This window comes from Marinobacter nauticus ATCC 49840 (assembly GCF_000284615.1).
GTDB lineage: Bacteria > Pseudomonadota > Gammaproteobacteria > Pseudomonadales > Oleiphilaceae > Marinobacter > Marinobacter nauticus.
Genome location: NC_017067.1, coordinates 1051757 through 1077417, shown reverse-complemented (window position 1 = coordinate 1077417; position 25661 = coordinate 1051757). Strand labels below are relative to the sequence as shown.

Here is a 25661-nt window from a genome sequence, read left to right as displayed (position 1 = left end):
GCTGCAGCAGCCGGCCAGGCACTCATGCTTTATACAAAGAAAGCGTGTTTCGTCTGTCAGTCGACTGTAAAAATTACCTCGTCGATCACATGAATCACGCCGTTAGACGCCTCAACATCAGCTTCGACGACGGTACTGCCCTCGATAACCAGAGCGTTGTCCTGTATATCAACGTTCAAGTTGTTGCTGGCCAATGTTGTTACAGTTCCGCCGTTAGAGGCGTATGCCGTTAGAGAGCCGACCGTAGTTCCGAGAATATGCTGGCTCAGAATGGCTGGCAGATTCGGATCATTGAGCAAGTCGCCGGCTGTAATACCGAGATCCGTCAGTAGCGCCTCAAAAGCGGCATCTGTTGGCGCGAACACCGTCAAGGTTGCATCAACGTCCGAAGCTGCAGTGAGCAACGCTGCCGCACCAGGGGTCTGGAGTGCAGCAAGTAGCGTTGTAAACTCCGCATTCTCAGCCCCTGCCAGCGCGGTTACGATTTCTGCAATCGTTGAATCTGTATCACTGAGATCGCTCGGAGGCGGAAGCAGCACTTTGTCGATAATGTGAATAACACCATTGGTGGCGTCTACATCTGGCCCCGTCACTCGAGACGTGTTGACGTACAGCACGTCTTCTCCGCTTTCCTGTGAAATCGACAGCGCGACGTTTTCACCATTCACGGTTGGAACGAGGTTTTGTGGGACCGGGCTTTGCGCGACGCTGATCGCAGCGGCAGCCTTCACTTCACCCACAGACGTTGCAAGGACATGGTAGGTAAGAACCGCGTTTAATAACTCCGTGTTGGCTAACAACTGTTCCGCTGTAAGTCCCAGATCGCCCAACAGGGCTTCAAAGGCGGCGTCTGTCGGTGCGAACACCGTTAACTGGTCATCTCCACCGAGCAGTTCCGCGATGGATGGATCGGCCTCAAGAACGGCAGCTTCCAGAATCGTCGTGTTTGCATTCTCAACAGCGATTTCCAGGATGCTTTGCGTTGCAGCCTCGGTAGTGCCGTTATCGTCGTTATCATCGTCATCAAGCCAACAACCGGATAGCATGACACTGCCCGCTAAAACCATGGGTAAAGCGTATTTTGCTTTCATTTTTCGTGCCTCGTCTGGAGGGTTGATTACCAGGTTAAAGTGGTTCGAACCTGCACTGATTCAGTCCCTGACCAGTATCGAAAGCAAATTACGGTAAGGCGAGAGAAACGGATTTACAGTTTTTTACATTACAGCGAACAATTGTAAGCTGAACTACAGCGATACAGTGCCTTTATCAGTCTGGCCGGCGTTCTTTGGAAAACAATCGGGCCATGGTCCAGTCCGCCATTTTGCCTGCCATTGGTGCGATAAAGCTGACCAGCGGGAAGGCCACTGTCCAGGCCACCACAAATGCTGCGCCCCAGCGATGGAAATACCCCTCGGTCAGGCCGGTGTTGATCAGGGTGATAATCCCGGACATCAATAGCGACATGATGCCGGACATGTAAAAGGCAAAAACAAACTGGCGCACACGCGTTTGCTTGTAACTGGACATGTTTTCCTTCCCGGTTTTAACGTATGGAACACTGCCGAATCCATTCAGGCGACCGCAGCGTAGGAGAAAAGACGCGGCCACCGATGCTGGATCGCAACATCTTAGTGAGCATGCAACATTTTTCCATACGGCTTTTTACCAAGGAGCACAGGTAATGGATGACCCAACGCCCGGAACCTGCCGCGCCCGCTGGATCGTCGGGCTGGTGTTGCTGATGTTTTTAGCGGGCTGCAGTCAGACGCGCCTGGCCTACCGCTACGCCGACTGGGGCGTCGTCTGGTGGGTGGAGGATTACATCAGCCTGACCGGTGAACAGGAAGCTCAGTTGAGTCAGGATCTGGAAGCGCTCAGACAATGGCATTGCTCGGCAGAGTTGCCCCGTTACCAGCAATGGTTGGCAGTCCTCAAATCAGATCTGGAGGAAGGGAAGCCGAGCGAGGCCACGGTTCTGTTCCACCAGGAACAACTCATGGACTTCTTACCCGAATTGTTGGAACGGGCCACTCCGGTAGCCGTTAATCTGCTGTCTTCTCTATCGGATGAGCAGGTAGCGCAACTAGCCGACAACATGGCGGAGAAGCAGCAGGAGCTGGAGCAGGAAATGCTGGAGGGAACACCCGCTCAAACCGCACAGGCGCGCTCTGAACGGACTATTGAGCGTATTGAACGATGGCTTGGCGACCTGAATCAGCAACAGCGGGCCATCGTCGAAAACTGGTCAGCGAACCGTGGCCGGCAAACGGAAATCTGGTTAACAGGGCGGAGAAACTGGCAATTGGCATTGCTCGACACGCTGGAGAGACGACGCCAGGCCGGCTTTGCTGAACAGGTGAACGAGTTGCTGGTTCACTCAGAGCGCGCCAGAGGAGCGGAATACCAGGCCATGCTGGCCGAAAGCCGGGTGGCGATGGCCGGCTTGATGCACGATCTTCTGCAGGCTGGAGATAGCCGGCATCAAGATCAGCTGCTGGCCAGGGCCAGTGAGCTGAAAGGAGATTTTGCAGCGCTGACCTGCAGCTAAACACGGATCGCGATACCAAAAAAGGGCCGGATGAATCCGTATCATCCGGCCCTTTTTGCGTCTCGATCTGTGTCAGACCGTCAGGTAACCACCATCCGCATTAATGCAGGCTCCTGTGGTATAGCTGGAAGCGTCAGACACCAGGTACAGCACAGTACCCGCCATTTCATCGGGATCCGCCACACGCTTCATCGGGATGTGGGCCATGGCCTGCTTCTTGATGGCCTCATTGGTGGTCAGGGCGCTGGCAAATTTGGTATCGGTCAGGCCCGGCAACAAGGCATTTACCCGCACATTCTGCTGGCCCAGCTCCATAGCGAAAGATTTGGTCATGGAAATCACTGCTGCCTTGGTCACCGAATAGATGCCCTGGAAGTGGCCGGGATTTACGCCGTTAACCGAGGCCACGTTCACAATGGAACCACCACCGTTCTTTTTCATCAGCTGAGCGCCACGGGCGCACATGAAGAAGTAACCACGGATGTTCACATCTACGGTTTTGTGGAAAGCACCCAGGTCGGTGTCTTCCACCGGACCGAAGTATGGGTTGGCGGCTGCGTTGTTCACCAGGATATCCAGTTTGCCGTGCGCTTTGGCGATGTGCTCCCACACCGCTTCAATCTGGTCCATCTCGCCAATGTGGCAGGCGAAGGCTTCGGCGCTGCCGCCGTCTTCACGGATGCTACTGGCCACGGCCTCACAACCGTCAATCTTGCGGCTACTGACAATCACGTGAGCACCGTAATGAGCCAGCGTACGGGCGATACTCTCGCCGATACCGCGGCTGGCGCCGGTTACCAGGGCGACTTTGCCAGTCAGGTCGAACAGGTTTTTGTTGCTCATGGAATTCCCTCAGCTTATCGGAATGTCACCAGGGCGGGGTCTTCCGCTTCCAGGTGGCTATAGTTGTTGAATACGGCCAGGCTGCGCCGGGGGCCGGAATACAGAATGCGGGACACGCTGGTGTTGGCAATCACATTGTTCATCTCCAGCGCCTTGCGGTCTGACAGTTCAAGCAGGCGCTGGGCAATGACCGCAATGGGGCCGCCAGAGGTGGACACAATCACATCGGCACCATCGGCCAGTTCAATCAGCTGATCCAGTGCATGGCCAACCCGCTGCCGGAATCCGTTCCAGGTTTCGCTGTATTCCTGGTCGAACTCGCCACTCACCCAGCGGGTCACCGCCTTCTCGAAAGCCTGCTGGAAGGCTCTTGCAGGTTTGGGAAAGCTGGCGAGGTCTCGCGCCATTACCTGTTTATCCGCCCATTCCGGGCGCAGGCGCTCCACCACTTCCAGATGATCAAACTCGTTCAGGCCTTCCAGCACCTGCATATCCGGCAGGCTGACACCGTAACCGGTAGTGATCGCCTCCACAGTTTCCCGATGGCGCTGCAGGTTACCGCCAAAAACAGCACCCGGCTCCACCTTGCCCGCCAGCCAGCGGCCCAGAATCCTGCCCTGCTCCCAGCCTCGCGGCGAGAGCTGGTCGTAGTTTTCCTTGCCGAAACTGGCCTGACCGTGGCGCACCAGATAAATCGTGGCCATTACAGGGTGCTCTCGCTAATCAGGCGCTGGCACCGTTTCTCCAGATAGTTGGCGGCGTGGCCAAAGGCGGCGAAGCGTTTGTCTTTGGTCTGGCCGTGATAAAAGCGGTAGTAGATTTGCTGGATGATCACCGCCAGGCGGAACAGCCCGTAAATTTCATAAAAGTCGAACTTTTCCGCCCGGAAGCCGGATTTCTCCATGTAGTAGTCCACCACTTCTTTACGAGTCAGCATGCCCGGCCGGTGCGTGGGCTGGCGCCGCAGCATCTGGAACGGGCCTTCATCGTCGGCTTCGATCCAATAGGCCAGACTGTTGCCCAGGTCCATCAGCGGATCACCAATAGTGGCCATTTCCCAGTCCAGCACGCCAATCACTTCAAACGGGTTGTCCGGGTTCAGCACCACATTGTCGAAACGGTAGTCGTTGTGAATAACCACCTGAGCGATATCATCCGGCATCTTATCGTTCAGCCAGGCCATGACCTCTTCGAAGTCACCGACATCGTCGGTACGGGCCTTGCGGAAGCGGTCGCTCCAGCCGCCAATCTGCCGCTGCACGTAACCCGCGCCCTTGCCCAGCTTGTCCAGGCCTGCGGCCTTGGCGTCCACCGTATGCAGATCCACCAGCTTGTCGATCACGTTCAGGCACAGTTTGCGAGTGTCTTCGGCGCTCAATTCCAAATCCTTCGGGAAATCCTGGCGCAGAATGATGCCCTTCAGGCGCTCCATTACATAGAAATCACACCCCAGTACACTGTGATCGTCGCAAATGGCAACAATGTTGGGCACGTAGGGATAGACTGGCTTCAACGCCTCCATCACCCGCGCTTCCCGCAGCATGTCGTGGGCGGACTTGGCGATCTTGCCGAACGGTGGCCGGCGCAGCACGTATGACTGGTCGCCATAATCCACCTGATAGGTCAGGTTGGACGCACCACCGGGGTACTGCTTGATGCTCGGCTGGCCTTCCAGGCCCGGAATGGCCTTCTTCATGAACTGGTCGACGGCGCTGATATCCAGCTCTTCGCCTTCCCGGATGTCTACGGCCTGGTCGATCTGTGTCATTCAATCTCTCCTGTGATGTGTTCAGGCGTTCGCCTTGCTACCCATCTTGCTCATCCAGCGCTTGGTTTCCTGGTGCATCAGCCAGTCAAACGCCCAGGGTGCGTGGCGCTTGAGCATCCACATACGGCGCTCTTTGGCGTGGGGCAGTACCCAGAAGTCTTTGTCTTTCACACTGCGGAAGATATCCTCGGCCACGTCTTCGGCGGTGATGCTGGAGCGCTTCATCAGCTTGTTCACGTTCTGTTGAATACCGGGAATATCCGAACGCATGGTGCTGGCCAGGTTGGTCTGGAAGAACGCCGGGCACACGCAGCTGACGTGAATGCCGGAATCACGCAATTCCTGGCTGAGGGTTTCCGACAGGGCTATCACCCCGGCTTTGGAAACATTGTAGCTGTCCATCAATGGCGCCAGCATAAGCCCGGCCATGGAGGCGACATTCACAAACGCGCCGGAGCCTTGTTCCTTGAACAGCGGGGTAAAGGCTTTGCAGCCACGCACGACGCCAAGTACGTTGATGTCGAGAATCCATTCCCAGTCACCGATGGTGGTGTCTTCAATGGAGCCTGCGGAGGCAACGCCGGCGTTGTTCACGACTACGTCCACTCCCCCCCATTTCTGGACCAGGTCATCACGGACTTTCTCGAAGTCGCTCAGGCGGCGCACATCGCATTCCACGAAATAACCTTCGCCGCCGGCCTGGTTCAGTTCCGCCTCAACGGACACACCCTGCTCCGGGTTAATGTCCCCGATGCAGACTTTCGCGCCTTCTTTGGCATACCGCAATGCAATCGCCCGGCCCAGGCCACTGGCCCCGCCGGTTATGAATACTCTCTGTGTCATGTTCGTGCTCACCGTTTCTACGTTTGAGTTCGTTTTGTATTTTGGAGTTCGCGTTCTTTATGCTTATGAGAAAGAGTTGGTGCCAGAGGGCCCTTTCCAAAAACCGCTACAAGCACATCCATGTGCGCTTCTCTCCGGCCATCCATGGCCTCCGAAATTTTTGGAAAGGGCCCTCTGGCACCAACTCCCATACTCTCCAGTATGCTGTTCAAAAGAAGAAAATTCTTTGGCGCACCGCTCGGTAACCCATTCGAGATCCACCTTGGCAAAACCACCAGCATTTGTTCAGGGAAGTCCCTCCCAAAAGTTGGATGTGGCCGTTGGGGTGGCGCTTCTGAAAATTTGTGGAGCCATGGATGGCGGAACACAAGCGCCACATGGACGTGCCGAAGGAGCGCTTTTCAGAAGCGCCACCCCAACGGCCACCCACTCCGAGCCAAGAGGCCAGAAGAGCCAAAGCACCCAAGCCCAAAATCAGGACTTATACTTCCGAAGCTCCAGGCGAGCCACCATGGCTCGATGCACTTCGTCGGGACCGTCGGCCAACCGCAGAACCCGAGCGTAGCCGAATAACGCTGTCAGCGGGAAATCATCGTCGCTGACACCGGCCCCGCCGTGAATCTGAATCGCGTCATCCACAATCTGCTGAAGCATCTTCGGCACCACCGCCTTGATCATGGACACTTCCTGCAACGCGCCCATAATGCCCTTGGTATCCAGAGCCCAGGCACATTTCAGGGTCAGCAACCTCGCCTGTTCGATGTTCATACGGGCATTGGCGATGATGTCCGGGTTGCCGCCCAGCTTGGCGATTGGCCGGCCAAAGGCTTCGCGGGTCATGGCGCGCTTGATCATGATCTCAAGAGCGCGCTCGGCAGCTCCGATGGCACGCATGCAGTGGTGCACGCGGCCGGGCCCCAAACGGCCCTGGGCGATTTCGAAGCCGCGGCCCGGGCCGGCGATGATGGCGCTTTTGGGCAAACGTACGTTGTCGAACAACACCTGGCCGTGGCCGTAGGGCTCGTCGTAGGCGCCAAAGACCGGCAGCATGCGCTCGATGGTGATGCCCGGGGCATCCAGCGGCACCAGCACCATGGAGTGTCGGCGGTGCTTCTGCGCGTCCGGGTCGGTTACCCCCATGAAGATGCCCACTTTGCAGTCTGGGTGGCCAATGCCGGTACTCCACCATTTGCGGCCGTTGAGCACCACTTCGTCACCTTCTACGGTGGCGGTGGCTTCCATGTTGGTGGCATCGGAAGAGGCAACGGCCGGTTCTGTCATGCAGAAGGCGGAGCGGATTTCACCGCTCAGCAGTTTCGGCAGCCATTCGGCTTTCTGTTCTTCGGAGCCGTAGTGGATCAGTACTTCCATGTTGCCGGTATCCGGCGCGTTGCAGTTGAAGATTTCCGGGGCGATGAAGCTGCGACCGGTTTCTTCGGCAATCAGGGCGTAGTCGGAGTTGAGCAGGCCACAGCCGTACTTGTCGTCAGGAAAGAACATGTTCCACAGGCCCTGGGCCTTGGCTTTTTCTTTCAGTTCTTTGATGATCGGCAGCACCACCCAGCGGTTTTCCTGAGAAGCAAGCTCCTTGTGATACTGCTCCTCAATGGGAAAAATCTCGTCGCGCATGAACTGTTTCACGCGCTTCAGGTAATCCTGGCCTTTCTCGGAAATATTGAAATCCATGGTGCAGCTCCTCGCGCTGGCCGCCCTGTCGGGGGCAATGTCGATCAGATGGGAATCAGTCTAGGAGCCAACGCGTTATTACGCGACTGAATTGTTCTTATCGTTTATCATTAATCATGCTTATTCAGAAAACGGAACCTCATCATGGCGCTGAATCGACCGGACCTGAACCTGCTGCATGTTTTCGACACTATCTATCGGGAAGGAAGCCTGACGCGGGCCGCAAAGGCTCTGCATCTGACCCAGCCTGCGATCAGCCATTCCCTGGCTCGGCTTCGGGATCATTTCAATGATCCGCTGTTTACCCGCCAGGGTAACCAGATGGTGCCCACCCCCCTGGCCCGACGGTTTCTGGAATCCATGCGCCCGGGGTTGAACCAGATCCAGAGTGCAGTGAATCAGTTTCACGCCTTCGACCCCGCCAGCCAGCGTAAAACCTACGCCCTCGGCCTTCGGGATGTTCTAGAATCCACCTTCCTGCCTCAACTCATTTCAAAACTCGCGCCGTATCCGGACATGGAGGTTCAGAGTCAACGGGTGGCAAGACGAGACATGGAAACGCAACTGGCCGCAGGCAAGCTGGACTTTGCCATTGATGTGTTATTGCCAGTGAGCAACCAGACCAGTCATGAACTGCTGAGGCAGGACCGACTGGTGGTCTTGGCGCGAAAGGGTCACCCGGTCATTGCGCAAGGGCTGGATATGGCCAGCTACCTGGAGGCCCGGCACATTCTGGTGTCGTCACGAGCCGAGGGCCCGGGTATTGAGGATTTCGAGCTCTCCCGCCACGGCGCCCAGCGCACTATTCGCCTACGCTGCCAGCATTACTACGCGGCCTGCCGGGTGGTGGAGAGCTCAGACCTGTTACTGACGATGCCGGAAACCTACGCCCGGATCATTGCCCAGAACACCGACATCGAAGTGCTGGCGCCGCCGGTGGAGATGCCGTCGATTGATGTGCATCTGTATTGGCACAAGGCTTATGAACAGGAACCGGCGCTGGTGTGGTTTCGGGACTTGCTGCGCAACCTGCAAAAGGCTCAATAGGCTCCGACCAGCATCAGAAAGCCGAAGAAGCCAGCCGCGGTAATCGCCAGAGATACCGCCACGATACCGAAGCCCCACCAGATAGCCGCACCATCGGCAATGTCGACACCATGACCGCGCAGGGTGCGATAGAACGCCCATGGGCCAAGCACGAACGCGCCCACGACGGCAAACACCAGGCCGATGGCGATTCCGGCAAAGGTCCAGGTAGCCAGTACAGTCGCGCGGTCCGAGGTCTGGTCGGTCACGCCATGATGTTCCAGAAACTTCTTGCAGAAGAACCAGACCAGGGCAAACAAGGCAGCCACAAAGACCAGGCCGCCAATCAGGGTAATCAGGCGATAGAGCACGGAAACATCCTGTTAAGAGTCAATCAGTCGGGAAACACCGGCTCCGGCAGACATTCGAATCCCGGTTTGGCGAACAGGTAGCCCTGGTAAAGGGCAATCCCTTGAGAACGAAACCAGAAGTATTCTTCCGGCGTTTCCACGCCCTCCGCCACAATTCGGCCGCCAAGCTGGCGCATCATGGTGATGATACCTGAGACCACTGCCTGCTTGTTGGGTTCCGCATGAATGTTGCGAACCAGCCCCATATCCAGCTTCAGCAAATCCGGCGGGCTCGAGATCATCAGGTTGTAGCGGGAGTAACCGGCACCGAAATCATCAATGGCGGTGCTGAACCCCATGCTCTTGTAGGCTTCGATGATGGAGGTGAGGTGATCAACCGAGGTCATCTCCTCACCCTCTACCACCTCGAAGATAATCTTCCGGGTGTCGAAATCATAGGTCTTGGCGGCCGCCAGCGTGGTACGAATGCAATATTCTGCCTGATAGACCGCATTGGGCATGAAGTTGATGCTCAACATGGCCTTCATATCAAGCCGCGACGCCAGCTTCACCGCTTTGACCCGGCATATCTGGTCGAACGCATACTGGTTCTGGCTATTCACCTTATCCAGCACAGTCATGGCCCCTTGCCCCTCGGTTCCCCGCACCAGCGCCTCGTATGCAAACACCGTTTTATTGGTGGCATCAACAATAGGCTGGAAGGCAAAGCTGAACGAAAAGTCGAGGCCATTACCACAGGCGCACTCGTCGCAATGGGACTCATCAAAAAGAACAGAGGGTCTATCCACAGAAGCTCCAGAGCGGCTCGCTCGAAATGAATTCGGGTGGAACTGTAAAAGAATCAATCACATTCAACTATAGACACCATCCGCAATCGGGTAAAACGAAAACTCGCTATACCTCCCATAGTCGGGTGGCATCTGCCGGCTGCGGGTCTACACTGGTTTTGGTGTATTTAATCAGTCAAGCCGCTCTTAAAAGGAGGTTCATGGATGGCCCAGACCACCCGTATTGCAGTAACACCCGGAGATGGTATCGGCCCGGAAGTGGTCGCGGAAGCCGTGCGCTGCCTGGAGACACTGCGATCCAGGCACAGCCTGCCACTGGAATGGACCCGTTTTCCATGGCCTTCTCACGCCTGGCATGAAGAACACGGCGAATCCTGGCCCGCAGATGCCCTTGAGCAGCTCAAGGCCTACGACGCCATATTGCTGGGCGCGCTGGGAGATCCGGGCCCCATGCACGACCCGGAGCGCTATCTGTTACCGGACAGCATTTCGCTCGCGCCCCTGCTGGACATGCGAAAAGGCTTTGACCAGTGGGTGTGTGAACGCCCGGCACGACTGCTCCCCGGCGCTCGCCAGTATCTGAAAGATGACCGCGCCAAGGACATCGATATGCTGGTGATTCGCGAGAACAGCGAGGGTGAGTACGTCAGTCAGGGTGGCCGGCTGCGCCCGGGATCGCCCGACGAAGTGGCCACCCAGATGGAGGTGTTCACCCGCCGGGCCACTGAGCGCATTATACGGTACGGCTTTGAACAGGCTCGTAAACGGGCCGGAGAACGTATTCAGCAAGGCCGCACCCGCAGCTTCCGGACACTGGATGGCAAGACCTGCGAAAGCCAGGTATGCCTGATCACCAAGCGCAATGCCCTGCGCTACTGGGGTGACATGTATACCGAAGTGTTTGAGGAAATCAGCCGGGAATTCCCGGATGTAGCCACCCATCACGAACTGGTGGATGCCGCCTGCATGAAATTTGTCTCCAGCCCCTGGGCCTTTGACGTAGTCGTAGCCAGCAACCTCCAGGGCGATATTCTGACCGATCTGGCCGCCGTGATCTCGGGGGGCATGGGGGTAGCTCCGTCCTGCAACCTGAACCCGACCGACCCGGACATGCCCTCCATGTTTGAACCCACCCACGGTAGCGCGCCGGATATCGCCGGCCAGGGCATCGCTGATCCAACCGCCATGCTGTTTACCACCGCCCGCATGCTGGACTGGCTAGGCCGAAAAGATCCGTTGCTGGCCCAGGCCGGGCAGGAACTGTTTGATGCGGTGGCCGCGGATCTCGCAGAGAAAGGCTCTGAACAACGCAGCACCCGGGAAATCGGGGATGCTATTTGTAAACGCCTTGGGGCCTGACTAGGCTGCAAAAGAGGTATTCCATTCACTTCGGGAGGTGTCCATGACCGACCACAAAGGCAAACTGTCCCCCCTGCTCAAGCAGGCTACCGGCATCACCGCTGCCAAAGGCGAAGGTGCCTATATCATTGACCCTGAAGGTCGCCGTTACCTGGACTTTACATCCGGCATTGGTGTCACCAGTACCGGGCACTGTCACCCGAAAGTGGTGGAAGCCGCCCAGAAACAGGTAGCCACCATGATCCATGCCCAGGCCACCACAGTCATGAACCCGAGACTACCTGAACTGGCAGAAAAACTCGGCGCAGTGACCCCGGATCCGCTGAATGCCTTTTTCTTTTCCAATGCCGGCACCGAAGTTGCCGAAGGTGCCATCCGCCTGGTGCGCCAGGCCACCGGTCGCCCCAATGTGATCGTATTCCATGGCGGCTTTCATGGTCGCACCATGGGCTCACTGTCCATGACCACCTCCAGCGTGGGCCTGCGAGCCGGTGTCAGCCCGATGATGGGGGGTGTGGTCGTCGCGCCATTCCCCCACGCCTTCCATTACGGCTGGAGCCTGGATGAGGCCACGGACTTCTGCCTGAGAGAGCTGGATCGCATCTTCGTGACCTATTCCGCCCCCAAGGAAACCGCGGCCATGCTGATTGAGCCGGTTCAGGGCGAGGGTGGCTATGTGCCGGCCAACGCTCGTTTTATGCAGGGGTTGCGGGAGCGCTGCGACAAGCACGGCATCATGCTGGTGTTTGACGAAGTACAGGCCGGGTTCGGCCGCAGCGGCAAGTTCTGGGCCCACGAACACTTCGGGGTAACACCCGACGCCATCATGATCGCCAAAGGCCTGGCCAGCGGCTTCCCCATTTCTGCTCTGGCGGCTTCAGAAGAAACCATGGCCAAGGGCTGGCCGGGTTCTCAGGGCGGCACCTATGGCGGCAACGCTGTAGCGGCGGCTGCCGCCATAGCAACCATCGACGTGATTCAGGAAGAGGGCCTGGTGCAGAACGCCGATGCGATGGGCAAACGCCTGTGGGACAACCTGCACAGTTTGAAAAAGGACTACCCGGAAATGGCGGATGTCCGGGGCAAAGGCCTGATGGTTGGCGTGGAAATGCGCCGCGGAGACTGCCCGGACGGAGAACGCGCCGGCAAGATCCTGAAAGAATGTGAAAAACGGGGGCTGCTGATGCTGCGGTGTGGCCCATACCAGGAAATAGTGCGCTGGCTGCCGCCGCTGATCGTCAACCAGCAACAGATTGACGAAGCCACCGGCATCTTCGAAGAGGCACTGAAAGCCACGGCCTGAGCCATAGGCAGGTACCAGCAAACAGAAAGGCCGGGCGGAACGTCATCCACCCGGCCTTTTTTGCTTCCACTCACCGTAAGGCAGGATCTGGCCTTACTGATCCGCCATCACAAACTCCAGTCGTCCTGGGGCTACCCGAACATCCATCGGTACCATCCCGAACATGCGCTGGGCGAAATCGGTTTCATCCAGACGATACACCGGCATGGTTTCCAGCATCTGAGCCACCGCCCGCATGACATTGTCGGTGATGGGTGCCAGATCCCCTTTGAAGAAGGGCGAGTCAATCGAGCTCTCCAGCAACTGCAAGCGTCGGATATACACTGCTTTCTCCTGGCTGTCGTATACCGGCGCACCCTCCACTTTCAAAGCGAGGTCCACGGGTAACTTGGCCATCAACGCATTCAGGGCTACCTGTCCACGCAGGTCGATCACCGCTACGTCCCGACCATCAGGCCCAAGGGTAATATCCGCGTCATCCAGGCTGAGACTGAGAGGCGACCCACTCTGCAGCTGTTTTCGATCAAACTCCGCCACCACATCCTTCAGGTGACCCTCAATCTCACCCTCGGAGATGGCGTAGGGCGAAAGGCTTGCGCAGCCGCTAGCCGTCAGCACAACGAACAGAGACAGCAGCCAGGCTTTGGCGTGATTCAACATGATTGGATTCCCTGCAAATTGGTCGGCTTTTATCCTGCGCCAGAGCGCCCTGCACCGCAACTGACTGGCATTAACGATTGGTCATCCGCTTACTCATTCTCGGGGCGGGCATCCACGCTGACGACTCGCCCCTCTTCCAACTGGACAGTCAGAACAATGGGCTGGCAGCACACCTGACAGTCCTCGACATATTCCTGCTCAGGCACGGTCGGGTCGACGCTGACATCCAGCGTCTCCCAACAGTAGGGGCATTGAATCAGGACGGATTCCAGAGCCGACATGCCAGGCCTCAGAACTGTTGCTTGGCCATCCAGGGGATGATCCGGTCGAAGGCCTCTTCCATACGCTCGCAGGTAGTGGAGAAACTGAACCGCAAGGCGTTGGTGCAGTGCTCACCAAAGGCGTCCCCCGGCACCACGCAGACACCGGTTTCCTTGAGCATGCGCAAGGCCAGATCCGAACCATCGACGTGGGGCGGCAAGTCCGGGAAGGCGAAAAAGGCACCACCGGGCTTGTAGCCGGTCAGGTAAGGGGTTTGATCAATCAACTCGACAACCTTGTCCCGACGCTCCCGGTAAATATCCACCATGTCCTGAACGCATTGCTGGTCGGCCGTCAGCGCCGCCACGCCGGCAAACTGGGATGGGGTATTGGCCACTGAGGTGGTGAACATATGGTACCGGCGCAGGGACTTGATCGCCGCCTGGCTGGAAATGACCCAGCCTACGCGCAGGCCGGCCATACTGTAGGTTTTGGAAAAACTGCTGATGCACATGATGTTATCCAGGTCCATAGAGCAATTGAGGACACTGGCAAAATCATCGTCATCAAAAATCAGGTGGTCATACACTTCATCGGCGTATACCTGAATACCGCGATAGGCGCACTCTTCCAGGATGGTCTCCACGGTGCTGCGGGGATACACCGCCCCTGTCGGGTTGTTCGGATTGTTCAGGATCAGCGCAAAGGTGCGCGAGCCCATGGCCCGAATCACATCGTCCGGATCCAGTTGGTGGTTGTTCTCGGCCCGCGTGGGCACAAACTTCACCTCACCCCCGGTCATCCGGATCAACGGTGCATATAGCAGAAACGATGGGTCGGTCACGATGAACTGCCGCCCGGGCGCCGAGGTGGCCGAAATGGCCAGATACATAGCTTCAGTAGCGCCGCTGGTCACCAGGATATTGTCACGGGTGAGCTTGCGGTTGTAGCGCTTGCCGTAGTAATCCCGCAGTGCAACCAGAAGCTCTGGCAGGCCGGCATCCATGGTGTAACCGGTCTGGCCGGCATTGAGCGCATCAATGTAGGCATCGATAACATGTTTGGGCGTTGGCAGATCTGGCTGGCCGATCGACAGATGAATCACATCCTTCATGGTGGATGCCATATTCACCAGGCGGCGAATCCCCGAAACAGGAATGGCCTGCATGGCAGGGTTCCAACTGGCCTTGGTCTTCCGGTACTTCACTTTACGCGGCTTGGTCTGGCCGGTGTCCTTGTTCGCGGATTCCGCCATAAGCACCTCCTGGGGGACAGGGTAAATAAAAGCGTACCTTTGCAGGTTAGTCAGGAAAGAGGGGGGGTACAAGCAAGCGGGACTAAAGGATAACCGAACCCCTGAAAAACCGGTTCCGGCTGCCTCAGGTTGACCAGCCCACAACCGCCAACCAGACTAGTAAGACAGTCGTTATTTGAGTGCACCATCACCGGAGGTTACATGACAGATTCACGCAAACCGGTCGTTACCGTTCTGACAGCACCGGGAGAACCGGCACCGCCGGGCATAGAGGCGGTCAAGGCCCGGGCTGAAGTGCGCTTTGCCTGCGACGAACCCACCCTGCGTGAAAGCCTGCCCGGTACCGATGTCATGATGGTCACGGACTTCCGTACCGAAGCCCTTGAAGCGGCGTGGCCCTGTGCTGACAAGCTGCAGTGGATTCACGCCACCAGCGCGGGGGTGGATGCGCTGATGTTTCCCGCCCTGATCAAGAGCGATGTGGTGGTCACCAACGCCCGTGGCATTTTCGACCGCACCATCGCCGAATACGTACTCTGTACCATCCTGATGTTCGCCAAGGATTTCCCCCGCTCCATCCGGCTGCAGATGAATCAGGAGTGGAAACACCGGGATACCGAACGGGCCGAGGGCAAACAGGTACTGGTGGTTGGCGCTGGCTCCATCGGCCGGCAGATTGGCCGGCTGGTAAATGCCATCGGCCTGCACGCCCACGGTATCGCCCGTACCCCGAGACATGATGACCCGGATTTCGTGGCGGTGCATGGCAACGATGAGCTCTATGAGCAGCTCTCACATGCAGACTTCGTGGTGATTGCGGCGCCGTTGACGCCACAAACCGAAGGCCTGTTTGATGCCAAAGCCTTTGCCGCCATGAAAAAGACCGCACGCCTGATCAACATCGGCCGCGGCCCGATCGTCAATACCGAAGCCCTGCTCAAGGCACTCGACGATGGCGAGATTGCCGGCGCCGGACTGGATGTTTTCGAAGAGGAACCACTGCCCTCGGACCACCCGCTCTGGCAGCGGGAAAACGTGATCATGACCGCCCATATGGCCGGTGATTTTATCGGCTGGAAGCGGGCGCTCACCGATCAGTTCCTGGAGAACTTTGATCGGTGGCACAAGCGGGGTGAGCTGTTTAACCTGGTGAACAAAGAGCTTGGCTACGCCGGGAGTTAATTCAGATTAGCTGCTGAGTACTCTGATTGTAACGGCAGCAAATCAAACACCCGGCTTTCATCATTAGGATCCACCAACTCCGTCGGAGATTTATAGACCCGCGGGGTGGTGTACAACATCTTGAGCGCCGTGCCATGAGGCATGGCCATATAACGCTCCGGCTCGTTTTCCTCCAGCCACTTGCGAACCCTCGGCGCCATGTTGTGGGCCATTTTCGGAAAAAAGTGGTGTTCAATATGGTGGCTGAATCGGAAATGCAGGCGGTCCAGCACCGGATGGCTGCGCAGGCTCATCGAGTTATCCAGCGGGTTATTGGTGGCGGTCTGTGGGCGCAGGAAGTGATTGGTGAGGATATAGCCCTGCCCCAGCGCGTTGGCCACCATGAACGGAATCAGCACCGTAAACAGCGCGAGCGAGCCAGAAACCACAGCCAGCGCCAGCCAGCCCCCCAGGCACAGAAACACCTGCGCGATGGCCTTTCGGCGTTCAAACCCCTTGAACTGCTTGCGGCGTTTCGCCTGAATCCAAAGCACCAGCTGGGCGTGGAACGTGAACGAATAAGTCAGGAACAGATAGCTGTACCAGGTACCGGAACCCGGAGCCAGCTTGTGAAACTTTTTCTGGCCCGGGTTGGTCTTGTAACGACGAAGCGTGCCGAAGCTGTCCGGGTCCGTATCGCCGGTATTGGTGTTACCGTGATGAACCACGTTATGCCACTTGCGCCAGAACTCCGGCGGCACCAACAACGGCCCAAACCCCAGCCAGCCAAACACATTCTGCCAGCGCCGGCTCATGCCCAGAGCACCATGCAGCACCTCATGGGCTAGCAGTGCCTGGCAACCTATGGTATGCCCCACCAGCAACGCCAGCCCCAGATTGGCGTACCGCGGCAAACCCGCCATCAGGATAACGGCCAGCCCACCCCAGATAATGGCCTGCAGAGGCAGAAACCAGGTCACCCGCCAGGTCTGCGGCTTGAACGTGTCAGCGGGAAGTTCCTTTTTCATGCGATCCCGGAGTTCCCGTTCGTCCGGCTTTCCGAAGACAGCACTCACACTTGTTTCGGGTTTCACTGCTGCGTTCATCTTTTACCTGTCACCATTTGCTGTTGAACAAACCCACCATGCACCAAACTTTCAGCGCACACTTGTTAGCTGAAAACTACAGCAGTAAACTCAATAAAACAATGGCTACAGACAGAGAAAGTGAACCGGCACAGAAAAGTAAGAACAAGCGTATTCCGATAAGCAATCACCAAAGCATGATGCCACGGGTGAGGAAGCCCTCCCTGAGATTTCTTTGGCCATGGATGGCCAAAGCAAAGCGCAAATGGATGTGCTCGTAGCGGTCTCAGGGAGGGCTTCCTCACCCGTGGCACAGCACCAAACTTGCGGGCAAAAAAAACGGGAGCCCAAAGGCTCCCGTTTTGAAACAAACTGAAAAGCTAAAACCTCAACTCCCCGAAAGCGACTGCTCCGAAGGATCCAGCTCCATCTGCTGAATGGCGATCACCGCCTGAGTCCGATTACGAACCCCAAGCTTGCGGAACACCGCCGTGATGTGAGCTTTGATCGTCGCCTCCGAAACATCCAGATCGTAAGCGATCTGCTTGTTCAGAAGCCCCTCGGCCAGCATCCCCAACACCCGGAACTGCTGCGGTGTCAGCGACGCCAGACGCTCAGAGAAATCCGTGGTCTCAGCCTGCATCCGCTCAATCTTGTCGGCGACTCCCTCCGGCAGCCAGACATCCCCCTCCAGCACCGCCTGTATAGCCTCGGTAATGGTTGGCAAAGGTGCCGATTTGGGAATAAAGCCGGAAGCACCGTAATCAATCGAGCGGCGCATCACCTGCAGATCTTCTGAACCGGACACAACCACCACAGGCAAACCCGGGTACTGGCCTCGCATGAACACCAGACCCGAAAAGCCATGGGCACCCGGCATGTTCAGATCCAGCAGGATCAGGTCCGCGTCCGGGTGCGACTCTACCGCCGCCTGCAGCGCCTTGATGCTGTCGACCTCCACCGTCTCGGCATCCGGCACCGCCTGATTGACCGCCTGTTTCAGTGCTGCCCGAAACAGCGGGTGATCATCAGCGACGATAATTGTTTGTGTCATTCAACAGATTCCTCACAGGTTAGTGCCAGCAGCGGGGCGTTACTTGAACGCCCGACTGCTGATCAGCTCATCCACTACGCCCGGATCAGCCAGAGTGGATGTATCTCCAAGCTGATCGTGCTCGTTAGCGGCAATTTTACGCAAAATCCTGCGCATAATCTTGCCAGACCGGGTCTTGGGCAGTCCAGGTGCCCACTGAATCACATCCGGCGAGGCAATCGGGCCGATTTCCTTACGCACCCACTGTACCAGCTCTTTCTTGAGCTCGTCGCTGGGCTCCTCGCCCTGCACCAGGGTTACGTACACGTAGATGCCCTGCCCCTTGATGTCATGCGGGTAACCCACCACGGCAGCTTCTGCCACCTTGTCGTGAGCAACCAGCGCACTCTCAACTTCCGCAGTACCCAGTCGATGGCCAGAGACGTTCAGAACGTCATCCACCCGACCGGTAATCCAGTAGTAACCGTCCTCATCCCGACGGGCACCGTCACCGGTGAAGTACATACCCTTGTAGGTGCTGAAGTAAGTCTGAACGAAACGCTCGTGATCACCGTAGATGGTGCGCATCTGGCCCGGCCAGCTGTCGAGGATCACCAGGTTGCCTTCGGTCTTGCCTTCCAGGATGTTGCCTTCGTTATCCACAAGCGCCGGCTGAACGCCGAAGAACGGCAGCGTCGCGGAACCAGGCTTCAGATCCACCGCGCCAGGCAGCGGAGAAATCAGGATGCCGCCGGTTTCAGTCTGCCACCAGGTATCTACGATCGGGCACTTGCTGTTACCGATAACGCGGTGATACCACTCCCAGGCTTCCGGGTTGATTGGCTCACCCACAGAACCCAGCAGTTTCAGGCTGCCGCGGGTGGTGCCGTCCATGCAGGACTCACCCTGAGCCATCAGTGCGCGGATAGCGGTCGGTGCAGTATACAGGATGTTGACCTTGTGCTTGTCGACCACCTGTCCCATGCGGGAACTGTCCGGATAGTTGGGCACACCCTCAAACAGCAGAGTGATGGCACCGTTTGCCAGCGGGCCATAGAGGATGTAGCTGTGGCCGGTTACCCACCCGAAGTCAGCGGTACACCAGTAAACATCGCCATCGTGATAGTCAAACACGTACTGGTGGGTCATGGAGGCGTAGACCATGTAGCCACCGGTGGTGTGCAGAACGCCTTTCGGCGCACCGGTAGAGCCCGAGGTGTACAGCATGAACAGCGGGTCTTCCGCATTCATTGGCTCTGGCTGGCACTCGGCCGAGGCGTTCTTCATCAGATCTTCGTAACGCAGGTCGCGGCCTTCGGTCCAGGGTACCTGATCGTTACCGGTGCGAGACACCACGATCACCTTGTCGACCTTGGCGTCGTCCTCATGCTTGAGGGCGGAATCCACGTTCTTCTTCAGTGGGATGGCACGGCCACCACGCAGACCTTCATCTGCGGTAATTACAAAACGGGATTTGCCGTTCACAATCCGTGCGGCCAGAGCTTCCGGAGAGAAGCCACCAAACACCACAGAGTGGATCGCACCAATACGTGCGCAGGCCAGCATGGCAACGGCAGTTTCAACAATCATGGGCATGTAGATGGTAACCACATCACCCTTTTTGACACCCTGATCCTTGAGCACGTTGGCAAACTTGCAGGTCTCTTCGTAGAGCTCCCGGTAGGTGACATTCCGGGATACCGAGGGATCGTCCCCCTCAAAGATGATCGCGGTCTGATCGCCCCGCTGTTCCAGGTGACGGTCCAGGCAGTTGGCCGAAGCGTTCAGGACACCGTCCTCGAACCATTTGATGGACAAGTTATTGTAATCGTAGGTACTGCTCTTGACCTTGGTGAACGGCTTGATCCAGTCAATACGCTTGCCATGCTCGCCCCAGAAGGTATTCGGGTCCTCTACGGACTGGCGATACATTTCCTCATATTGCGATTTGCTGACCAGTGCGCGCTCGGCGACCTCCGGACTTACCGGATATACCTGTTTGTCAGTCATTGTGCTCCCCCTTGATCTGAGTCTGTTGTCATTGTCGGTTTTTAAATTCAGGGTGGTCGGGCGTTTTTCGCCCGCAAGACAGATGCCTGTAGTTCAACATGTGTGCCACCGCACAATGAATTAGACTAACGTCCTAAGATGCCCGGCAATTAGGGGCAACCTGCTCAGAAATGCAGCGATAAGGGCAGGGACGGGCCACTACCAAGTAATACTCGCAAGGATAGTTTGCCCGCAGGAAATGACCAAAACAGAAGGAAGAAACCGGGGCAGAAGCGCTTTCCTGCCCCGGCGACGTTTTTCAGGCTGCTTTTTTACGCTGGCGCGCGGTTTTCAGGCTGTACACCTTTCGTTCTTTCAGGGCATAGCGATTGAGCCCGGCCAGGTGAATCTTGCGCAGGTAGAGTTCCCAGTCAATGAGGCGGGCATCCACCGGGAACAGCCCTTTATCGACCTCCCCCATCCGGTTCGCCAGCGCCACCAGCTCATCGTTCCGGAAGATATAATCCGGCGCGGTGTAGAACCCAAAAATCGTTGCCAGCGACTGAGTGGTGTCCAGGTTCCTGAGCATTTTCAGGTCCCGGGAATTTCCCAGTAATTTGAGCACACGGTCCGTCAGGGAGAGCGGTAAGCGAACACCACTGATCACCAAATCAAACAGCGCCCGGTTAACCGCCAGAAACGGCTTGCTGGGCTGCCGGTAGAACAGGTGATCGTAGGCAGCGTAATTGGCTTTTGATTCCGCCATGAGATGGTCGATGAACTCACCCAGGGAGATTGGATTGCCGCCCCCGCTGCAACATTGATAAATGCGTCGCCGACCGGGTTCTCCAAGAGCTTCCGCCAGGGAAAGGATGATGGAGTTGGCCACCAGGTCCACTGGAATCACATCGATGATACCGGAGCGTTTGCCCGGGAACAGGGTCACTTTTTCCCGTGCGTAAGCCAGGATGATGGCATCTGCCACCTTCACCCCCTCAATCCAGCCGGGCGCCGGCTCCTCCAGGGCACTTTCGATAATCGAAGGACGCAGAATGGTCAGGGTGCGCCCGTTTAACGCCTTCATCAGCAACTGTTCGCCCAGCCACTTGGTAAAGGTGTAGGTATCGCTCCAGCCATAGCGGTTGGCTTCCCGAATCCCCAGGTCCACCAGCTTCTTCTCCAGCAACTTGCCGGAATAACGGGCCTGAACGTCTTCAATTTTATCCTGCAGCAGTCGAACGAGCTCTTCTATCTCATAGTAGCCGTCCGGGGAACGCGGCACGGCCTCGCCTGCCGGCTTGATCACCGATTCGGTTACCTGCCCCGAGTTCATGCCATTGACATAGCAGGTGGAGACCTGCAGGACCGCAAGCTTCGGGTTCAAATCCACCAGGCCGGCAATATTCCGAAGGCACAGGGTGTTGATGGCCAGAGCCTTGTCGAGCTCTTCACGGAAATTCACGCTCGCGGCGGAGTTGATCACCGCATCCAGTTCGGTGGCGAGTTTGCGATAGTCTTCCTGCCCTATCCCGAAACCCGCTTCGGTCACCTCACCGGTCACGCAGTGAATGCGCTCTTCCAGAAAGGCGTCAAATGCCTCTGAATCGGCCTCGCGAAGACGGTCAAACACCGAGGACGTGGCAATTTCTTCCAGGAAACGGGAACGAGCATCCGGGTGCCGTTTATTGCCCCGGATCAGCAGGTAAATAGCGCCGATATCAGGCACCGCCCGAATCAGCTTTTCGAGGACCACCTTGCCCAGAAAGCCGGTGGTACCGGTGATCAGAACCCGCTTGCCGCGTAGCTGTCCGAGCACCTTTGATGATGAAGTGTCAGCGTGATGTACCTGCTGTATTGCCATGATAGAACTCCTTCTCTGAGATCACTAATGCCGATCTAACGCCGGCCAGTACTGTGCGGGCGGGGCACATCCCTTTCCCCGTCGTCACTGATTCCCTGTTGCAACCGCCTGTCAGAGTGCCTGCATATTGCGGGCCACGAGCCACGATATCGGTCAATTCTCACACAACGAACGTGACAGCACGGTGACAGACTGCAAAATTACGACACAAAAAACGCTAATAAAATGACAATTAAAAAGGCACATGGATCGACCCTGAAACGGCTGCCTCATGAGCCCGTTCGGTCTTTGCCCGCCAGCGCCCGCAGCAGGTCGTCCAGTGAGACATTGGCCGGTTTTTCCCGCAGGGCGCGTACCAGTTGCTCCTGCTCACCGAAACTGACCCGGTCATACAGAGGGCCCTCAAGGCTGTGATGAACCGCCTGAGAGGGGGGCTGGTCACTCGGCGGTGGTGCCAACTCATCTGACAAATGCCGCAAATGACGGGCAAGACTGGCGCGATCGCGAGTCGGCAGCTTATCCCAGTTCATGGCGGCGAGACTGGTCTGAATGATCTCCACCGTGTCGGCATCGGGACTGCGCCCCAACAGTGCAAACAGCCGTGTAAATGCTTCATATCTGAGCATGACATCGTCGGGTACCGATATCATGGCCTTTTCTAGTTGTGCGATCAGATCCAGACAATGCTGCCGGCTGCTTTTATCCGCCCCGCTGCTCTGACCATTACCTGCGTCCGCCTCAGTGGCGCGTTTGGCGGCCCGGTACCAATAAGCGGCGATCCCCGCCTTTCTTGGGGGCAGTCGGCCAACATGAACGTTCAGCATCTCCGCCAGGGAGTGAAACTGCCGACAGGAGGGGTCCGAAGCCGGCAGCACCGTCACCGGCATCTGGTCCAGCACTGACTGACGCAGAGTTTCATCACGCCAGAGCCCGCCCAGATAATGCAGCGACCATTGCAGATGGCGCTGACAGGCACCATTAAAACGCTGAAACACAGAGCGCGCCTGACTGGCCCCCTGCGCCATATTAACGATCACTGCCGGAGTCCGGCGGTAGCCGCGGCGTTTGAGTACCTTCATCAGAGAAAAAGCGTCGGTTAGTGAGGCCGGATCAGGCGTGACAACCAGACAGGCCAGCTCGGCAGCAGCAATCATATGCAAGCCCACCGACTGTAAACCCGACGCCGTATCGATAATAACGGTGTCGTAGCGGTTCTCAAGCTCATGCAGTGCCCGCAGAACAGCCAGACCGCCCTGCTCCGACATCTCCATACAGCTCTGCACACCGGATGCACCTGGGATCAGATCCAGCCCGGCGTAGGTGGTCATGATAATATCCTGCATGGCGCATCGCCCCGCCACCACATCGGCAAGCGTGCGCTGAGGGTAGGCACCTACCATAATGCTGACGTTGGCAAGGTCGGTATCACCATCCAGCAGAAGCACCTTCTGGCCCTGCTCGGACAGAGCAATGGCCAGGTTCAGCGCCACCGTGGTCTTGCCAACACCGCCCTTTCCGCCCGTAATGGCAATGGTTCGGGTCTGGCGCGATTTTTGCGCTGGGTTCTGGCTTTGTGTCTGCTTGGGGACTTCCATGAAAAACAGCCTGGACGCTTAAACTTGTCACTATAAGCGACATTTTAACCTGTAAAAAGGGTACACATATCACAGACCGGATGATAGATTGCTTAAAAAAGCACCAATAAGTATTTAATAGTGACGGATTATTGTCTAAGCTCAGGGACCAACAAGAAGAATGAACACCCTGTCATATTATTTCAATACAGAACAGGGAAGCTTGCGCACGGCCATTAGCGGACCGCGCAGGACCAAAGGGGCGTGCCATGACTACAGCGACGGATATTGCGTCAGATCTACAGCTGCCGAGCCTTCCGGAGGTTATCCTGCGCGCTCTGGACGCCTGCCATTCCGGTCAAAGCTATCGCGAAATCAGTCGTATCGTTTCTGCCGACACCGCCCTCGTTACCCGGTTACTCGCCCTCACCAGTTCCGCGCTATACCATCGGGGAGCTCCCAGCCATTCTGTTGAACAGGCCCTGTTGAGACTGGGGACCCGAAAATTCCAGACGCTGCTACTGACGTCCGCCCTGCGACAGCTGATGTTTGAACTTGGAGGCGATGAGTGGCAACAACTGAGGGACTTCTGGCGGCACTCCCTGACCACCGCACTGACGGCCAAGACGCTGGCTACGCTGACCCGCTACCCGGAACCGGAAGAGGCCTTTCTTCTGGGGATGATGCATAACATTGGCGAGCTCATTGCGATCAAAACACCCTGCCCCGAACGCAAGCAACAGATACTGAACCAGCAGAACGACATCGCCGCCGGGCTGGTGTCCTCCTGGGGGCTGGGCACAATGGCTGTCGATGCCATGCGCTATCAACAGGCCCTGCCAGGACAACTGAGGGATGCCGGGCACCTGGTCAAGGTGGTCAGTCTCTCTACCCGGCTAGCTCTGTCTGATGCCGTAGGCGTAGGGGCAGCGGCCACCATCTTCGGGTTGCAGGAAGATCTTACCCGTGAGATCAACAAGAAGATCGGCGAAGAGGTTGCCAGCGTGGCTGCCTCCCTCGGTATCCCTCTGGATACTGATTACGATGCCCGCGAGGCCAGACGTCAGCTGAACCAGCGGCTGCTGGAACACACCATGGTGCGAACCGCGCTGGCGTTGCCAGCCTCTGGCCCGGAAAACCTCTCCACACTGGTGTCGGAAGCCGCCAGCAGCTTGGCACTGATCACCGGTCTGCCCGTGCTCTGCTTCAGCCGGGAGGGTGAGGATCTTACGCTACGTTCAGGCACCTGCCGGCAACTGCCGGAGATGTCCGTTAATCCAGCCTACGGCGACAGCGCGCTAACCACTGCTCTGAGAACCGGCACCACCACAACCATGGATCAGACCGAACCCACCGTGCTTGATCAACAGCTGTGCTCCTTGCTGGCCGCACCCTCACTACTGGCGCTCCCGGTTGCAACCGGGGACAGTGTGTTCGTGATTGGCATCGACGACCAGACAGTGGCGGGTGCGCGCAACCTCGGAGAGTTGTTCACCCGGGAACTCTCAGCGGTTCTTGAGCTGTCATCTGCCGATCGCCTTGGCTCGGACCAGCAAATGGTGAACGATCGTCTGCGCCGACAGGTACACGAGGTCAGTAACCCGCTCACCATTATCCGCCAGTACCTGTTCCAGCTGCGCAGCCGGCTCCAGGATCCAGATGTTCAGGATGAGCTGAACATCATTCAGGAAGAACTCGAGCGTGCCGGCAACCTGTTGTTGCAGATCAGCCAGCACTCAGCCGAAGCAACAGGCTCCGACACCGATCTGAACGAAGAACTGACCGGTCTGGGCAGAATCCTTCGGGATAGCCTGTTCCATGACGATCACCGGGAGCTTCACCTGCACCTCTGCAAAGCGGACACTCAAGTACAGGCAGCCCCCTCTGCGGTCCGCCAGATCGTCCTTAATCTGGTCAGAAACGCAGTTGAGGGTTTTGGAGAGCGGCCCGGAACCGTCACTCTGAAAACCACGGCACCCCTGTTTCAGAACCGGCGACGCTGGGTTGAGTTGCAGGTCACCGATAACGGTCCCGGCATTCCGGAGCCATTGCAACGCCGACTGTTTGAACCGGTCAACAGCACCAAGGGAGATGGCCATAGCGGCCTGGGGCTGAGCATTGTTAAACAACTGATTGATGACATGGAGGGCATCATTGCTTGCCACACCGGACAGGAGGGCACGGCCTTCCGGATACTGCTGCCGGCGGCAAGTCATAACGATAACGACGCCGACTGACGACGAAACC

23 protein-coding genes are annotated in these 25661 nt (G+C 57.4%); 6 read left to right on the top strand and 17 right to left on the bottom strand.

The window, feature by feature from the left end; genetic code table 11:
* Nucleotides 1-56: 56 nt before the first annotated feature.
* Both MARHY_RS04925 and MARHY_RS04920 read right to left on the bottom strand, forming a co-directional pair.
* Nucleotides 57-1091, bottom strand: a complete 1035-nt coding sequence (locus MARHY_RS04925; RefSeq protein ID WP_041654586.1) for a fasciclin domain-containing protein — start codon at nt 1089-1091, stop codon at nt 57-59.
* A gap of 175 nt (nt 1092-1266) precedes the next feature.
* Nucleotides 1267-1527: a DUF2798 domain-containing protein gene (locus tag MARHY_RS04920; RefSeq protein WP_014420803.1), complete on the bottom strand. Its 261-nt coding sequence runs from the start codon at nt 1525-1527 to the stop codon at nt 1267-1269.
* A gap of 154 nt (nt 1528-1681) precedes the next feature.
* Between MARHY_RS04920 and MARHY_RS04915 the strand changes: the two genes are divergently transcribed.
* Entirely contained in the window at nt 1682-2548 is an 867-nt protein-coding gene (locus MARHY_RS04915; protein ID WP_014420802.1) for a DUF6279 family lipoprotein, read from the top strand.
* Nucleotides 2549-2620: 72 nt separating this feature from the next.
* Here the strand turns inward: MARHY_RS04915 and MARHY_RS04910 are convergent, their stop codons facing one another.
* The 5 genes from MARHY_RS04910 to MARHY_RS04890 all read right to left on the bottom strand — a co-directional run bounded on the left by MARHY_RS04910 (nt 2621) and on the right by MARHY_RS04890 (nt 7688).
* Nucleotides 2621-3391, bottom strand: coding sequence for an SDR family oxidoreductase (locus MARHY_RS04910; RefSeq protein ID WP_014420801.1), 771 nt, complete (start codon nt 3389-3391; stop codon nt 2621-2623).
* Nucleotides 3392-3405: 14 nt separating this feature from the next.
* Nucleotides 3406-4095 carry a histidine phosphatase family protein gene (locus tag MARHY_RS04905; RefSeq protein WP_014420800.1) on the bottom strand — a complete coding sequence of 230 codons (690 nt, stop codon included), beginning with the start codon at nt 4093-4095 and terminating at the stop codon, nt 3406-3408.
* Nucleotides 4095-5159 carry a phosphotransferase family protein gene (locus MARHY_RS04900; protein ID WP_011785672.1) on the bottom strand — a complete coding sequence of 355 codons (1065 nt, stop codon included), beginning with the start codon at nt 5157-5159 and terminating at the stop codon, nt 4095-4097. The genes MARHY_RS04905 and MARHY_RS04900 overlap by 1 nt, the downstream gene beginning before the upstream one ends.
* 21 nt (nt 5160-5180) lie before the next feature.
* Nucleotides 5181-6002 carry an SDR family oxidoreductase gene (locus tag MARHY_RS04895; protein WP_014420799.1) on the bottom strand — a complete coding sequence of 274 codons (822 nt, stop codon included), beginning with the start codon at nt 6000-6002 and terminating at the stop codon, nt 5181-5183.
* A 474-nt stretch (nt 6003-6476) separates the two neighbouring features.
* The gene (locus MARHY_RS04890) at nt 6477-7688 is read right to left on the bottom strand and encodes an acyl-CoA dehydrogenase family protein (RefSeq protein ID WP_014420798.1); all 1212 of its coding nucleotides are present in this window, start codon (nt 7686-7688) and stop codon (nt 6477-6479) included.
* 144 nt (nt 7689-7832) lie between these two features.
* On the opposite strand from MARHY_RS04890, the gene MARHY_RS04885 reads away from it, so the two are divergent.
* Nucleotides 7833-8735 carry a LysR family transcriptional regulator gene (locus MARHY_RS04885; protein ID WP_011785675.1) on the top strand — a complete coding sequence of 301 codons (903 nt, stop codon included), beginning with the start codon at nt 7833-7835 and terminating at the stop codon, nt 8733-8735.
* Here MARHY_RS04885 and MARHY_RS04880 read toward each other — a convergent pair.
* Nucleotides 8729-9085, bottom strand: coding sequence for a hypothetical protein (locus MARHY_RS04880; RefSeq protein ID WP_014420797.1), 357 nt, complete (start codon nt 9083-9085; stop codon nt 8729-8731). The two genes, MARHY_RS04885 and MARHY_RS04880, sit on opposite strands and share 7 nt — an antisense overlap.
* Before the next feature lie 23 nt (nt 9086-9108).
* Nucleotides 9109-9873, bottom strand: coding sequence for an EAL domain-containing protein (locus tag MARHY_RS04875; RefSeq protein WP_014420796.1), 765 nt, complete (start codon nt 9871-9873; stop codon nt 9109-9111).
* A 204-nt stretch (nt 9874-10077) separates the two neighbouring features.
* Between MARHY_RS04875 and MARHY_RS04870 the strand changes: the two genes are divergently transcribed.
* A complete protein-coding gene (locus tag MARHY_RS04870; RefSeq protein WP_014420795.1) occupies nt 10078-11232 on the top strand; it encodes an isocitrate/isopropylmalate dehydrogenase family protein in 1155 nt (384 codons plus the stop codon).
* A 43-nt stretch (nt 11233-11275) separates the two neighbouring features.
* Nucleotides 11276-12535: an aspartate aminotransferase family protein gene (locus MARHY_RS04865; protein ID WP_011785679.1), complete on the top strand. Its 1260-nt coding sequence runs from the start codon at nt 11276-11278 to the stop codon at nt 12533-12535.
* Between the two features lie 93 nt (nt 12536-12628).
* Here the strand turns inward: MARHY_RS04865 and MARHY_RS04860 are convergent, their stop codons facing one another.
* The 3 genes from MARHY_RS04860 to MARHY_RS04850 all read right to left on the bottom strand — a co-directional run bounded on the left by MARHY_RS04860 (nt 12629) and on the right by MARHY_RS04850 (nt 14711).
* Nucleotides 12629-13195, bottom strand: a complete 567-nt coding sequence (locus MARHY_RS04860) for a YceB family lipoprotein (protein ID WP_011785680.1) — start codon at nt 13193-13195, stop codon at nt 12629-12631.
* Nucleotides 13196-13284: 89 nt separating this feature from the next.
* Nucleotides 13285-13476, bottom strand: coding sequence for a CPXCG motif-containing cysteine-rich protein (locus MARHY_RS04855; protein WP_011785681.1), 192 nt, complete (start codon nt 13474-13476; stop codon nt 13285-13287).
* Between the two features lie 8 nt (nt 13477-13484).
* Nucleotides 13485-14711, bottom strand: coding sequence for a pyridoxal phosphate-dependent aminotransferase (locus MARHY_RS04850; RefSeq protein ID WP_011785682.1), 1227 nt, complete (start codon nt 14709-14711; stop codon nt 13485-13487).
* Between the two features lie 201 nt (nt 14712-14912).
* Here MARHY_RS04850 and MARHY_RS04845 point away from each other — a divergent pair, with 201 nt between their 5' ends.
* Complete coding sequence (locus tag MARHY_RS04845; RefSeq protein WP_011785683.1) at nt 14913-15893, top strand: D-2-hydroxyacid dehydrogenase; 981 nt, start codon at nt 14913-14915, stop codon at nt 15891-15893.
* On the opposite strand, the gene MARHY_RS04840 is transcribed toward MARHY_RS04845, so the two are convergent.
* From MARHY_RS04840 to MARHY_RS04820, 5 genes are all read right to left on the bottom strand, one after another.
* Nucleotides 15890-16966, bottom strand: coding sequence for a fatty acid desaturase family protein (locus tag MARHY_RS04840; RefSeq protein ID WP_226374401.1), 1077 nt, complete (start codon nt 16964-16966; stop codon nt 15890-15892). The genes MARHY_RS04845 and MARHY_RS04840 overlap by 4 nt on opposite strands.
* A gap of 379 nt (nt 16967-17345) precedes the next feature.
* Nucleotides 17346-18011, bottom strand: coding sequence for a response regulator (locus MARHY_RS04835; protein ID WP_011785685.1), 666 nt, complete (start codon nt 18009-18011; stop codon nt 17346-17348).
* 39 nt (nt 18012-18050) lie between these two features.
* On the bottom strand, nt 18051-20000 hold the full coding sequence (acs, locus tag MARHY_RS04830; protein WP_014420792.1) for an acetate--CoA ligase: 1950 nt from the start codon (nt 19998-20000) through the stop codon (nt 18051-18053).
* 298 nt (nt 20001-20298) lie between these two features.
* Nucleotides 20299-21840 (bottom strand): fatty acyl-CoA reductase, encoded by a 1542-nt coding sequence (locus MARHY_RS04825; protein ID WP_014420791.1) that lies wholly within the window; start codon nt 21838-21840, stop codon nt 20299-20301.
* Between the two features lie 269 nt (nt 21841-22109).
* Complete coding sequence (locus tag MARHY_RS04820; protein WP_014420790.1) at nt 22110-23435, bottom strand: MinD/ParA family ATP-binding protein; 1326 nt, start codon at nt 23433-23435, stop codon at nt 22110-22112.
* Between the two features lie 248 nt (nt 23436-23683).
* Between MARHY_RS04820 and MARHY_RS04815 the strand changes: the two genes are divergently transcribed.
* Nucleotides 23684-25651 (top strand): HDOD domain-containing protein, encoded by a 1968-nt coding sequence (locus MARHY_RS04815; RefSeq protein ID WP_014420789.1) that lies wholly within the window; start codon nt 23684-23686, stop codon nt 25649-25651.
* Nucleotides 25652-25661: the final 10 nt, after the last annotated feature.